We start from the raw sequence: 12225 nt of genomic DNA, 5'->3' as shown, positions 1-12225 counted from the left end.
CTATCCGCGCAACTACTCTTTCGGAGGTTCCGCCGGGACGGGAGCGGTACCGAAACCATTGAGGTTGCGAGTACGCACCCGCGGCACGAATGCCCTGCCCTGTTCCGGTACACGGCATAGCACCGGATGCACTATCGGCTCCTTGGCCTTGAAGGCGTAGGCCTTCAACAGCGCCCAGTAATTTGGGTAGACATAGCCCTTGTTCGCGGCCATCCATTCCTCGCGCCGCGCGTGGAACAGGGTCGGCAGCCGATACCACGGAACGGTCGGCTGCTTGTGATGTACGAAATGCAGGTTGTTGTTGAGGAACAGGAAGGCGAGCGGCGACCGTTCGACGATGACGGTGCGACCCTCGGGATGCTCAGACCACTGGTGTTCGGCAAAGGTGCGGATGGAAATCAGCGATTGCCCGATCCACATCGGCACCAGCATATAGAGCCAAATCGGAATGCCAAACCCGAACTGGACTATGGGCAACACAATCGCGAGGCCTGCGCCATGCAGTAGCCAGGCTTTGCGGATTGCCTTGTCTCCGGCCAAAATCTGCTTTGCGTCATCGATGATAAAGCCGACCGCTGAAAGCCAAGGACCCAGCACGAAGCGCCCGACCATGGTGTTGTTGATCCTCAGCAACGTCTTCATCGCTGCCGGCATGTCTTCATGCACCCAGAGCGCCTGGTAGTAGCTTTCAGGATCGTCAAAGGGATCGGTCAGCCGCTCATCGGCATGGTGACGCAAATGCAGCGTCTTGAACCGGCGGAACGGCCAGACCAGGCCAATGGGAAGAAACACGAAGGCTTCGTTGACGAGAGCGTTGCGCGTGGGGTGGCCATGCAGGATTTCGTGGACCAGCGAGGATTGCAGCGCCACGGTGAAGGCCAGAATTGCGAGCGCCAGAACCGGATAAGCGTTCCAGACCAGCAGGCCCGCGATCAGCCAGGTTCCGTAGCAGAACACGGCGAGAAACACCGTAGGCCATTCGACCGCTGGTAGACGCTCTGCTCTGCCTGATCTTCTCACCATATCCTTGGCCCCGCCCCGGCGCCGGAACCTTGATCGATTCCTGACAGCATTGTGTCAGTAGTCTTTTACGCCGACAACGCGATAATGCGCACAAGTCGTTGCGATTGGGCATATAAAGTCTCATATGTTGTCTAAAGTAAACACTTTAAGGATTCATTTACGCCTGACACGGGGAGATGAGGCCTTGGAGAGAAATTTTTCCTTCCTTTCGGAATGAAGCTCGATGGACAAGCGTGATCTCTCAAGTCTGTTTCGGGAGCGTCTCAAGATGCTCCTGACAAGATCGGACCTGAACCAGTCCGCATTCGCGGCAGCGGTCGGCATTGACCGCTCGGCACTTTCCCAACTGCTTTCGGGTGCAACGACGCGCCTGCCGCGTGCAGAGACGCTGCTCAACATAGCGGCGGAGTTCAAGGTTTCCCTCGATTGGCTGCTGGGGCTGAGTCAGGACGAAGGCTTGACCGGCGAAATCCGGGAAAGCCTCGAGATCGAGGAAGCAGCCGGCGGCTTCGACCGCACTTTGCTGGCCAAATGGCATGCAGAAGCGGCGGGCTCCAAGATCCGCTACGTACCGGCAGGCATTCCCGATCTTTTACGCACCGAAGCGCTTGTCGAATACGAGGCGGGTATCACCAACAAGAGCAGGCGGGCCCAGGCCGGCGAGACGCAATATCGTATCGACTACAACCGGCGTCCCGAGACCGACATGGAGGTCTGCATGCCGCGCCACACGCTGGAGATTTTCGCCCGTGGGCTCGGTGTCTGGGACGGGTTTCCGGAGACCGACCGGCGCGAGCAACTGCTGCATATGTCGGCATTGCTGGATGATCTCTACCCGACCTTCCGGCTGTTCCTTTACGACGGCCGTATGCGCTATTCCATTCCCTACACGATCTTCGGCCCCTATCGGGCCGCGATTTATGTCGGCGATATGTATCTGGTGCTCAATGCAACGCAGCCGATCCGCACGCTGACCAGCCATTTCGACAATCTGATCCGTGCTGCCGAGATCAATGCGCATGAAGCGGCAGCCTTTGCCCAACGGCTTTCGGAGATGCGTTTCGACGACTGAAGTCAACCGAGACATTGACCTGACATAAAGATTTGTTTATATCATTATCTCAACAAGACCTCGTTGAAGGCTAAATTCCCTATGACCAATCCGATCGATGCGCTCATTGCAGAAAAGGGCGTGCTGCTGGCCGATGGCGCGACAGGCACCAACCTGTTCGCGATGGGCCTTCAAGCCGGCGAGGCTCCGGAACTGCTGAACGAGACGGCACCCGACACCATTACCAGCCTTCACCAGAATTTCGTCGATGCCGGCGCGGATATCATCCTGACCAATTCCTTCGGAGGCACGCGCCATCGCCTTAAGCTGCATCACGCGCAGGATCGCGTGCATGAGCTCAACAAGCGTGCCGCAGAAATCGCCAGGGCAGTTGCCGACAAGGCGGGTCGCAAAGTGATCGTGGCCGGTTCGGTAGGTCCGACGGGCGAGTTGCTCATTCCGCTCGGTGCGATGTCCTACGAGGAAGCGGTCGACGCCTTTGCAGAGCAGATCGAAGGCTTGAAGGCCGGTGGAGCTGAAGTTGCGTGGATTGAAACGATGTCCGCGCCCGACGAGATCCGCGCTGCTGCCGAGGCTGCAATCCGGGTTGGCCTTCCCTATACCTACACCGGTTCTTTCGACACCGCTGGTCGCACCATGATGGGTCTGCTTCCCAAGGATATCCATGCGGTTGCCAACGGTCTTGAGCAAGCACCGGTCGGCGTTGGAGCCAATTGTGGCGTCGGCGCTTCGGACATTCTTGCGTCCCTGCTCGACATGACCGAGGCGAAGCCGGAAGCAACAGTCATCGTCAAGGGCAACTGCGGCATTCCCGAATTCCGTGGATCGGAAATCCATTATTCCGGAACCCCTGAGCTTATGGCCGACTATGTGCGCCTCGCTATCGATGCTGGCGCGAAGATCGTAGGCGGTTGTTGCGGCACGTCGTTCCAGCACTTGGCCGCGATGCGGCAAGCGCTCGACACGCACCACAAGTCGGCGCGCCCGACCGTGGACTCGATCGTCGAACGCATCGGCCCGCTTCGCAACAAGCAGGCCACTGCAAACGTTGCTGAAAGTTCCGAAGGTCGCCGCGAGCGCCGCCGTTCGCGCGGCTGAGCCTCTTATTCGCTGTTGTCAGCGTAGGCAGACATGACGGACTTGTGGTCTGCGTTAGCCCCGTCGTCACGCCCCATGAGCATCAATGCGTCTGACGAACGGGGGTCGGATAGTTTTTCCAGCGCGGCCCTGAAACGTTCGTTGTGCAGCGCCGATAGCGCCACCCGCCTCGCAGTATCGACATCGTTCATGATTCGGCTGGTTTCGACGGATCTCGACTCCGAAATTGGCGAGCCACGGCTAGCCGAGGCTGGTGTCCAACCGGAGTTTCCGTCGATGCGCATTCTGAGCCCTCAAAGCTGCATTGCACCAATTTCTAGCATTGTGAAATTTCAATGCAGTACCCAAAATCTCCCGCATTTTAACGACTGTCGAAAAAAGGCGGGCAGGCAAATTCGCCCACCCGCCCCGCATAAAGAAAGGCGGTCGCTACTTGCCGGCAAGAGCCGACGCCAGCCTAATCAGTGCCAGGAATTCCGACCGGTAACCGAACGGATCGGCCCCGCGAGCAGCCGAAGCCATGTCCAGGATGCGACCATAGCCAAAGTCCGACATCGCATCTTCGTTGCGCAGTTTCTGGCCGAAAGCAGCCACGGCAATTGAGAACCGCTGGTCCTCGCCCGCTGCATCGAAGGAAGCGACTTCGTTCGACGCCGTCACCGCGGAGGTGATGAGCTTTGACGTCTCGGCATTGGGCAGCTTGTAGCGGATCTTCACAAAGGCATATTCGTCGGCATTGGCAACGCCGCCATTGGCGGTTGCCGCCTCGCCATAGCGCAGCGGATCGATCTGCTGGGCAGCGCCCTTGGGCGAAATTTCATAAATCGCGGTGACCGAGTGGCCGGAGCCGATATCGCCGGCATCGACGCGATCATTGTTGAAATCTTCCCGGTTGAGCGCACGGGTTTCGTAGCCGATGAGACGATACTCGGCGACCTTCTGAGGATTGAACTCGACCTGTATCTTCACGTCCTTGGCTATCGGGAACAGCGTCGAGGATGCGTCTTCGACCAGCACCTTTTCCGCCTCTGCCAGCGTGTCGATATAGGCGGCTGTGCCGTTGCCGTTCTGGGCAATGGTCTGCATCATCTGGTCGTTGAGATTGCCGCGTCCGAACCCGAGCACCGACAGGAAAACACCGGTCTTGCGCTTGTCTTCGACCAGGCGCTTGAGATCGTCGTCGTCGGTCTGGCCAACATTGAAATCGCCGTCCGTGGCGAGCATGACGCGATTGATGCCATCCTTGACGAAAGACTGCTGGGCAAGCCGATAAGCTTCGCGGATACCCGCCTCGCCCGCCGTCGATCCGCCTGACTGCAATCCGTCAATTGCAGCGAGGACTTTCGTCTTGTCAGACGCCTTGGTCGGCTCCAGCACCGTTCCCGCATTGCCTGCGTATGTAACGATGGAAACAGTATCGTCAGGCTGCAATTTGTTGACCAGAAGGCGGAACGCCGACTGCAGCAGCGGAAGCTTGTCCGGTTCGTTCATCGAGCCGGAAACATCGATCAGGAACACAAGATTGGCCTTCGGCTGCGCTGCGGGCTGCACATCATAGCCCTTGATCGCCACGTGCATCAGCTTGTGCTGCGCGTTCCACGGCGCAGGCATCACCGTCACCGTTGAATTGAAAGGCGTCTCTGCCGTTTCCGGCCCCTTCCAGTCGTAGGGAAAGTAGTTGACCATCTCCTCGACACGCACGGTGTCGGCTTGCGGCAAGAGGCCTTCCTTCAACGAGCGACGAACGAACGCATAGGAAGCGGTGTCGACATCTATGGAAAACGTCGAGATCGGATCTTCTGCTGCGGAGCGGACCGGATTTGTCTTGAATGTTTCGAGCCGATCGCGGTTTTCCGGTTGCGGCAGATAGAGATCGGCGGGCGCGGCCGGCTCCACCATCGTCCTCAGATCGGCGACACCGGGCGCAGCGCCACCTGCCGCACTCTCCGCCAACGCAGTGGCTGCCGGCGCCATCGCGTTCTGCTGCATGACGCTCAGATCGGCAGGCGCTTCCCGCTTCAAAACCTGCGCTGCCGTCAAGGCATCGCTTTCTGCGTCGGCTTTCTTCTTGAGCTCGGCCGGTGCAACTGGCTTGGGCGCAGGTTCGTTCACGGCAACATCGCTCACCTTCTCCTCCGCCCGGAACCTGAACGGAGAATCCTGGAGCAGGTAGAGCGCCGTATAGCCGGCAATCGGCAGGGCAACGAGACCGGCAATGGCCGGCGCGGCAAACAGTTTCTTTTGCATGATGTCTCTCCAGAGCTTGCGTGCTCGTTGGGTGAGACGTGATGTGGAAGGCGATCCTTGGGGTGCGGATGCAATTTCTTCCTGCGCGTCGAATGCCGCCATCGCCGCATGCAGCGCAGCCACCTTTGCCTCGGGGCGTGGCTTGGGGGCGGCAAGGCCGCGCAACTCGTTGAGTTTGCCGTCGTTGACCATGGTCACACTTCCCCGGCCGAGCGCATCAGCACTTTCAGCCGTTTCTTCGCTTCATGGATGTGCCACGACACCGTCGCTTCCGAAATTGCCATCGCCTCGCCGGCAGCGGCGTGGCTCAACCCCTCGCCATAGACCAGAAGCACCGCATCGCGCTGCTTGTCGGGTAACTCGCGCACTGCAAGCCAGAGCTCATCAAGCTGGGCTCCTTGATCATCCGTCCCCTCGCCCGTGATTGACGCATGCACGCCATAGGCGTCAGTCCTGGCTGTATCGCGAGCGGTCTTGCGGGCAAGGTCGCGGGCCGCATTCATGGTCATGGCGTAAAGCCAAGTGGTGAAGGCACCCGCGCCGCGATAGTCGCGGATGGAGCGCCCAAGCCTGATGCACACTTCCTGGGCGATATCTTCCGCGTCATCACGACGACCGCACCAGCGCCATGCGATGCGGTGGACGAAATCATAGTGCCTTTCGACGAGCGCGCCGAAAGCCTGCCTATCTCCGTCCTTTGCCCTGGCGATCAGTTCCACTTCGGAAACGTCGCCATCGTCCAGCATCATCGCCATCATCACTTTCTAGACGACGGCGAGCGGCAATTCCTTGGGTGGACAGAGAAATTTATTTGCAACCACCTGAATTTTCTATTCGGGGTTAAGAAACCGGCTTTACCATGCGGCGAAATACATCGGTCCTGGCGATGAAATGCTGCCAGAGAGCCCCTGCAGCATGCAAGACAACGACAATGATGAGAACCGGCTTGGCCAGTTCGTGGACATCGCCCGCTCCACCAATGCCACCAAACCAAGCGACCATGCCTGAAATCGGCATCGCAAATATCACGACATAGAGCAGGAAATGCGCGGCGGAAGCAGCCCAGCGCTGAAAGGCGCTCTCGCCCGCCGGCGCGGCAGGCACTCCATTTCGCCACCGCAGAAACAACCGCACAACTGCAAGAAGCAGGATGGAAATACCGACATAAACATGAATGTTTGCGCTAAAGACGTCCGCTTCCGCCGCTACAGTTCCTCGTTCGAACGCCCGATATGCAGGTTTGATCAGGTCGCCCATCACAAGCTGGAATATGACCAACGCCGCTATGATCCAGTGAAGGGCAATATGCGCCGCGCTGTATCCTAAAGGCCGTCGAGCAACCATGATCCGCTCCTTGTCCGCCTGAGTACTATTGGCTCATTTGCACCAAAGGATTGCGACGCATTTTCGACATCGCGGGAGCTGCAAGCGCCTAGCGGGCGAAGGCCGCCATGTGAAAGGCCTGCACTTCGGCGGGGTACCGATAGTTTGTCCCGTAAGGGCAGGCATTGCGGTCCAAGCAACCGAGGCTCATGCACGGTTCACCAGCCGCAGCGCGAACATGGGCGAGACAGTCCTGATAGGCAAAGCCGGTCGGTGAATATGCATCGACAGGACAGGATTTCATGCAAGGTTTTCCGACGCATGTATCACAAAGGTGATTCACTTTGTCAGGAGTTCGAAATTCCATCTCATGATCGAAAAGCAGCGCGCCACGATAGGCGTGCCAGAGGCCGTATTCTGGGTGCATGAGGATACCGAGCGGCGACGGCTTCAACCCTTCTGCCCGCATCGCCCATTGCTGGAACGGCAGAAACGGTTTGTCATTAGGCGAAACCGCCCTCGCCCCGAAACGGCTGGCGATCTCGCCAATCACCTCGCGTGACCAAGTGTCGAGCGGGTTTGCCATGTCAGGTGCTTTTGACTGTCGCCACCGCAGAAAATGGGGCCACGGCGCAGCACCAGCCTGCCCTACCAGCAGGACGGCTTTGGCAGGCTCGCCGGCAATAGAGGTCGGCGCGGCATCTGCGTCTGTGAAGTTGAAGCCGCCCCGTGCGATCAGGCCGTGCGCGGCAAGGGCTTCCTCGATCACGGCGTCAGCGGGTTGCGGCTATCGGCGAGAATGCGGCCGCCTAGCACAATGAAGCAGGCCCCCGCGGCGCGCTCGATCCAGTGACGCGCCTCGCCGAAAGCGCGAATAACCGGTGCCGAGGACATGAACAGGCTGACCAGTGAGTACCAGGCAAGAGAACTTGCCACGACCAGCGCGATCATCGTCACCATTAACCAGACAGGCGTCGCTGCTGTCACGGAAGTGGCGAACACGCTGGCAAACAATACGATAGCCTTGGGATTGGTCAGCGTAACGCCCAGGCCGAACAAAAGCGGATTACCAGCCTTCGCGTGGCTGTCGATCTCAACGGCCTCCGGCTTCGCAAACAGCAGCCGTACACCGAGATAGACGAGGTACGCTCCGCCGGCGACGCGGATCAGCCAGGCGAGCCACTCGAACTTTGCCAGCACTGCCGACAGGCCGAGCAGGCCAAGTGTGGCGTAGATGCCGAGCCCGATCGAAACGCCGACCGTCGTCAAAAGGCCAGCCTTAGTGCCTCGCGTCATTGACGAGCGCACCACGCCGACGAAGTCCGGCCCCGGCAACATGAGAGCCGGAATGAAAATCGCAAAAACGCTGATGAGAACGACTGTTGGCTGCATGGCCGGGCACCATTGGGGACTTAGGAGGAAATCATGCGGAGCCGTCTTCAGCAAGCGTGAACCGCTGTGCCAACACGATAGAAGCAGCGATGGCTCCGACAGATTCCACATTGCCAAGCGTCATTTCATATAGTATCGAGTCGCTATTAATAGTCGACAGACGCCCGGAACTATGGCCGCGGCGAAGTCACGTAAATCTGAGGTGAATACCTGCTGCTGACCCCACATCGCCATTCCCTTTGCCAAGGCGCAGGAGCATCATGACGGGGTGAGACAGATGTTCTCCCAACAGTCGGCGCAAGCCATCCGCATTTCGAAAGCCAAGCAGACATCACAATGAACACGACACCTTCATGGCTCCCCAGCCTTTTGACCCAGAACCCTGAAACCGGTTTTGCGCTCGCGCTGAAACTCTCGCGCATGGCGGTGAAATTCACCCAGCCCTCGGAAGAAGTTCGCTCGGAGTTGCGCCCCGACTACGAACATGACGCAGATTCCCTCATCGCCGCTTCGCATGTAGTTGCAGTCAATTTTGCGACAATCGCTGCAGCGAACGGCTACTGGCGGTAGGCACACCCACCATGACCAACAAAGACGTCAAAGCGCCCGAACTGATGGTCGAGCGCTGGTTCAACAGTGCTGCCCCGATCACACTGGAAAGCCTTCGCGGCCGCCCTGTGCTTCTGCACACGTTTCAGATGTTGTGCCCCGGTTGCGTGACCCAGGCCATACCGCAGGTCAAACGCATTGCGGCGATGTTCCGCAAGGAAGACCTCGCGGTAATTGGCCTCCACACCGTGTTCGAACATCATGACGCAATGACGCCTGTGTCGCTCGAGGCATTCCTGCATGAATACCGCATCACCTTCCCGGTTGGTGTCGACCAGCCCAGCGAAGACGGCCCCATCCCACGGACAATGGCTGCCTACGGCTTCCGCGGCACGCCCTCCCTTGTGCTGATCGACAGGGCCGGGAACGTCCGCCATCACGGCTTTGGCCAGGAGGACGACATCGCATTGGGTTTCCGGCTCGGAATGCTGATGTCGGAGACAGCGCCCGCTCAACGGGATCAGGCGGAAGACCCACAAGACGGCTGCGACGCTGAGGGTTGCGCCGCGCCGTCGCACGGGTAGGCCGCTATTTCACCAAGGCAAGGGGCGGCAACGGAGACTTTAGCCGACACTCCCCTTGTCCGGGTCAGAGAACGCGCTCCGCCAGACTTCCTTGTGAATGATGTTGGCCACTTTAGCCCGGCCTGTATCGGGCTCCTTTCAAGTGAAGGCGTCGGGCATCGACTCCTTCTTCTTCGAAATGAAGTCCTTCAGCCCGTCATCGATGCCCGGATCGAGGAACGGTGCTTCGTAGCTTTCCAGCCAGTGGCGCGCGAGCGCATTGGCGCGCTGCGGAGCAGTCTTCTCGCCCTCAGCCAACCATTGCTCGAACGAATTGTTGTCCGCGATCGAGGAACGGTAGAACGCGGTCTGGAAATTGGATTGGGTATGGTCGCAGCCTAGATAGTGGCTGCCGGGCCCAACCTGCCGGATGGCGTCCATGGCCTGTCCGTTTTCGGACAGATCGACGCCTTCGCTGAACTTCTGCTGCATGCCGAGCTGGTCGATGTCCATCATGAACTTTTCGTAGCAGGAGGCCAGGCCGCCTTCGAGCCAGCCGGCCGAATGCAGCACGAAATTGGTGCCGGCCAGAATCGTCGAGTTCAGCGTATTGGCGCTCTCGTATGCCGCCTGCGCATCCGGAATCTTGGAAGCGCAGAGCGAACCGCCGGTACGGAAAGGTAGGCCGAGGCGACGCGCCAGCTGCGCTGCGCCGTAGGAAACAAGCGACGGCTCCGGCGTACCGAAGGTGGGCGCTCCGGACTGCATGGAGATCGAAGAAGCGAAAGTGCCGAACAGCACCGGCGCGCCGGGGCGCACCAACTGTGTAAAGGATGCGCCTGCAAGCACTTCGGCCAACACCTGCGTCAAGGTCCCCGCAACCGTTACCGGGCTCATCGCGCCGGCAAGGATGAACGGCGTCACGATGCAAGCCTGATTGTGGCGCGCATAGACCTTGAGCGCGCCGAGCATTGTCTCGTCGAACACCATCGGCGAGTTGGCATTGATGAGCGAGGTCAACACCGTGTTGTTCTCGACGAAGTCGTCACCGAACACGATCTTTGCCATCGCAACCGTATCTTCCGCACGCTCCGGCGCTGTAACCGAGCCCATGAACGGCTTGTCGGAATATTTGATATGGCTGTAGACCATGTCGAGGTGGCGCTTGTTAACCGGCACGTCGACCGGCTCGCACACCGTTCCACCCGAGTGGTGGATGGACGGCGCCATATAGGCAAGCTTCACGAAGTTACGGAAATCCTCGATCGTGGCGTAGCGGCGATTGCCGTCGAGGTCGCGCACGAAGGGCGGACCATAGACGGGTGCAAAGACCGTTGCATTGCCGCCGATCTGCACCGAACGCTCGCCATTGCGGGCGTGCTGGATATAGGTGGACGGTGCGGTCTTGAGCAGCGAGCGGCAGAGACCCTTGGGAAAATGCACCCGCTCGCCTTTGACGTCGGCACCGGCTTCTTTCCACATCTGCAATGCCTCGGCATCGTCGCGGAAGATGATACCGGTCTCTTCGAGGACAATGTCGGTATTCTTCTCGATAAGCGCCAGTCCCTCCTCGTCGAGGACCTCGTAAACATTGATCTTGCGCTTGATATAAGTGAGCTGGGTGCCGGGGCCGCCGCCGCTGCGCGCCGCGCGTCGCGCTGCCGCGCCGCCGCTTGCGCCACGACCGCGCCTGCCACCCGCCGATTCCTGCTCGACTGCCGCGTTTTCGCTCATGATATTCTTCCCTGAAATCCGGTTTGGCCGCGCTTTTCACGGCCCCTTGGCGGATCGTAGCCATGCACCCTATTCGAAACGGCCCGTCCGCGCCAACGCCTGTCGCAAAATCGACAAGAATTCAAAGAGATTTCCAGTCGCTTTCCCATTGCAGGAAGTCGCAAATCAGCTATGGAACAATTCGTGCTAGCGATACGTATTGGCAGACCGATCATTGCCCTGCGACATCGTCGCGCGGCAGCATGGAGCTGAAGACATGGCCGACGATGACGAGATCATCCTTTCCGAACTTTCCGACGACGAACTCGTGCAGCAAATGCACGACGATCTTTATGACGGCCTGAAGGAAGAAATCGAGGAAGGTACCAATATCCTTCTGGAGCGTGGCTGGGCGCCTTACAAGGTGCTGACCGAGGCTCTGGTTGAAGGAATGCGTATCGTCGGCGAGGATTTCCGCGACGGCATCCTGTTCGTTCCTGAAGTGCTGCTCTCGGCCAACGCGATGAAGGCGGGCATGCACATCCTGCGTCCTCTGCTCGCCGCCACCGGCGCGCCGAAGCAGGGCAAGATGGTGATCGGAACGGTCAAGGGCGACATCCACGACATCGGCAAGAACCTTGTCGGCATGATGATGGAAGGCGCTGGCTTCGACATCATCGACCTCGGCATCAACAACTCGGTCGAAAAATATCTTGCCGCCATCGAGGAACACCAGCCGGACATTCTCGGCATGTCGGCGCTGCTGACAACCACCATGCCCTACATGAAGGTCGTCATCGACACTTTGAAGGAAAAGGGCATTCGCGACGACTACGTCGTCATGGTCGGCGGCGCGCCGCTGAATGAAGAGTTCGGCAAGGCCGTCGGTGCCGACGCTTACTGCCGCGACGCTGCTGTGGCGGTTGAAACCGCCAAGGATTTCATGAAGCGCAAGCACAACCTGCGCGCTTCCGCCTGACGAAAAAGGCCGCGCCTTGCGGCGCGGCCCTTCCGCCCCCACATCCGGGACGGGAAACAGAAGTGCTAATTGTTGACTGTATCTTCGACGGCGTTGGCCGTCGCTTTGACATCCTTGCCCACACCGCGAACGGTGTTGGCACACGCAGCTAGCGCCAAGGCACAGCAGATAACAGCTACAGGCGCAAGAAGTGACAGCTTCATGGACGGTGTCTCCCGCTTTCGGTAGGCTCGCATGAAAGCAACGGAAACCGCCCCGACTGGTTC

13 protein-coding genes are annotated in these 12225 nt (G+C 59.3%); 5 read left to right on the top strand and 8 right to left on the bottom strand.

The features are described 5' to 3' along the window. Positions 1 to 12 precede the first annotated feature (12 nt). Complete coding sequence (locus ACODTY_RS08405; RefSeq protein WP_488993832.1) at positions 13 to 1023, bottom strand: fatty acid desaturase; 1011 nt, start codon at positions 1021 to 1023, stop codon at positions 13 to 15. Positions 1024 to 1246: 223 nt separating this feature from the next. Here ACODTY_RS08405 and ACODTY_RS08400 point away from each other — a divergent pair, with 223 nt between their 5' ends. Both ACODTY_RS08400 and bmt read left to right on the top strand, forming a co-directional pair. Continuing rightward, entirely contained in the window at positions 1247 to 2095 is an 849-nt protein-coding gene (locus ACODTY_RS08400) for a helix-turn-helix domain-containing protein (protein WP_488993831.1), read from the top strand. Positions 2096 to 2176: 81 nt separating this feature from the next. Continuing rightward, positions 2177 to 3193 carry a betaine--homocysteine S-methyltransferase gene (gene bmt, locus ACODTY_RS08395; RefSeq protein WP_488993830.1) on the top strand — a complete coding sequence of 339 codons (1017 nt, stop codon included), beginning with the start codon at positions 2177 to 2179 and terminating at the stop codon, positions 3191 to 3193. Positions 3194 to 3622: 429 nt separating this feature from the next. Here bmt and ACODTY_RS08390 read toward each other — a convergent pair whose 3' ends face one another. From ACODTY_RS08390 to ACODTY_RS08370, 5 genes are all read right to left on the bottom strand, one after another. Next, positions 3623 to 5632: a vWA domain-containing protein gene (locus ACODTY_RS08390; RefSeq protein ID WP_488993829.1), complete on the bottom strand. Its 2010-nt coding sequence runs from the start codon at positions 5630 to 5632 to the stop codon at positions 3623 to 3625. Positions 5633 to 5634: 2 nt separating this feature from the next. After that, positions 5635 to 6195, bottom strand: coding sequence for an RNA polymerase sigma factor (locus ACODTY_RS08385; RefSeq protein WP_488993828.1), 561 nt, complete (start codon positions 6193 to 6195; stop codon positions 5635 to 5637). Between the two features lie 85 nt (positions 6196 to 6280). Next, on the bottom strand, positions 6281 to 6784 hold the full coding sequence (locus ACODTY_RS08380) for a cytochrome b (RefSeq protein WP_488993827.1): 504 nt from the start codon (positions 6782 to 6784) through the stop codon (positions 6281 to 6283). Between the two features lie 88 nt (positions 6785 to 6872). Beyond that, a complete protein-coding gene (locus ACODTY_RS08375) occupies positions 6873 to 7532 on the bottom strand; it encodes a hypothetical protein (RefSeq protein ID WP_488993826.1) in 660 nt (219 codons plus the stop codon). After that, positions 7529 to 8155 carry a LysE family translocator gene (locus ACODTY_RS08370; RefSeq protein ID WP_488993825.1) on the bottom strand — a complete coding sequence of 209 codons (627 nt, stop codon included), beginning with the start codon at positions 8153 to 8155 and terminating at the stop codon, positions 7529 to 7531. Before ACODTY_RS08370 ends, ACODTY_RS08375 begins: the two co-directional genes overlap by 4 nt. Before the next feature lie 336 nt (positions 8156 to 8491). Between ACODTY_RS08370 and ACODTY_RS08365 the strand changes: the two genes are divergently transcribed. Together ACODTY_RS08365 and ACODTY_RS08360 are read left to right on the top strand one after the other, a co-directional pair. Then, positions 8492 to 8725 carry a hexameric tyrosine-coordinated heme protein gene (locus ACODTY_RS08365; RefSeq protein ID WP_488993824.1) on the top strand — a complete coding sequence of 78 codons (234 nt, stop codon included), beginning with the start codon at positions 8492 to 8494 and terminating at the stop codon, positions 8723 to 8725. A gap of 11 nt (positions 8726 to 8736) precedes the next feature. Next, a complete protein-coding gene (locus ACODTY_RS08360; protein WP_488993823.1) occupies positions 8737 to 9288 on the top strand; it encodes a redoxin domain-containing protein in 552 nt (183 codons plus the stop codon). A gap of 138 nt (positions 9289 to 9426) precedes the next feature. On the opposite strand, the gene ACODTY_RS08355 is transcribed toward ACODTY_RS08360, so the two are convergent. Then, positions 9427 to 11001, bottom strand: coding sequence for a trimethylamine methyltransferase family protein (locus tag ACODTY_RS08355; protein ID WP_488993822.1), 1575 nt, complete (start codon positions 10999 to 11001; stop codon positions 9427 to 9429). Between the two features lie 256 nt (positions 11002 to 11257). On the opposite strand from ACODTY_RS08355, the gene ACODTY_RS08350 reads away from it, so the two are divergent. Next, positions 11258 to 11959, top strand: a complete 702-nt coding sequence (locus ACODTY_RS08350) for a corrinoid protein (RefSeq protein WP_488993821.1) — start codon at positions 11258 to 11260, stop codon at positions 11957 to 11959. A gap of 65 nt (positions 11960 to 12024) precedes the next feature. Here ACODTY_RS08350 and ACODTY_RS08345 read toward each other — a convergent pair whose 3' ends face one another. Beyond that, positions 12025 to 12162, bottom strand: a complete 138-nt coding sequence (locus ACODTY_RS08345; protein WP_488993820.1) for a hypothetical protein — start codon at positions 12160 to 12162, stop codon at positions 12025 to 12027. Positions 12163 to 12225 lie beyond the last annotated feature (63 nt).

Source organism: Mesorhizobium sp. FG116 (genome assembly GCF_057809835.1).
The sequence above is the reverse complement of the archived record's forward strand: the minus strand, read 5'-3'. Positions and strand labels throughout refer to the sequence as shown.

Bases quoted from the DNA above. Each gene is read 5' to 3' on its own strand.
- ACODTY_RS08405 (WP_488993832.1), bottom strand. From the start codon at position 1,023: ATGGTGAGAAGATCAGGCAGAGCAGAGCGTCTACCAGCGGTCGAATGG.
- ACODTY_RS08400 (WP_488993831.1), top strand. From the start codon at position 1,247: ATGGACAAGCGTGATCTCTCAAGTCTGTTTCGGGAGCGTCTCAAGATG.
- bmt (WP_488993830.1), top strand. From the start codon at position 2,177: ATGACCAATCCGATCGATGCGCTCATTGCAGAAAAGGGCGTGCTGCTG.
- ACODTY_RS08390 (WP_488993829.1), bottom strand. From the start codon at position 5,632: ATGGTCAACGACGGCAAACTCAACGAGTTGCGCGGCCTTGCCGCCCCC.
- ACODTY_RS08385 (WP_488993828.1), bottom strand. From the start codon at position 6,195: ATGGCGATGATGCTGGACGATGGCGACGTTTCCGAAGTGGAACTGATC.
- ACODTY_RS08380 (WP_488993827.1), bottom strand. From the start codon at position 6,784: ATGGTTGCTCGACGGCCTTTAGGATACAGCGCGGCGCATATTGCCCTT.
- ACODTY_RS08370 (WP_488993825.1), bottom strand. From the start codon at position 8,155: ATGCAGCCAACAGTCGTTCTCATCAGCGTTTTTGCGATTTTCATTCCG.
- ACODTY_RS08365 (WP_488993824.1), top strand. From the start codon at position 8,492: ATGAACACGACACCTTCATGGCTCCCCAGCCTTTTGACCCAGAACCCT.
- ACODTY_RS08360 (WP_488993823.1), top strand. From the start codon at position 8,737: ATGACCAACAAAGACGTCAAAGCGCCCGAACTGATGGTCGAGCGCTGG.
- ACODTY_RS08355 (WP_488993822.1), bottom strand. From the start codon at position 11,001: ATGAGCGAAAACGCGGCAGTCGAGCAGGAATCGGCGGGTGGCAGGCGC.
- ACODTY_RS08350 (WP_488993821.1), top strand. From the start codon at position 11,258: ATGGCCGACGATGACGAGATCATCCTTTCCGAACTTTCCGACGACGAA.
- ACODTY_RS08345 (WP_488993820.1), bottom strand. From the start codon at position 12,162: ATGAAGCTGTCACTTCTTGCGCCTGTAGCTGTTATCTGCTGTGCCTTG.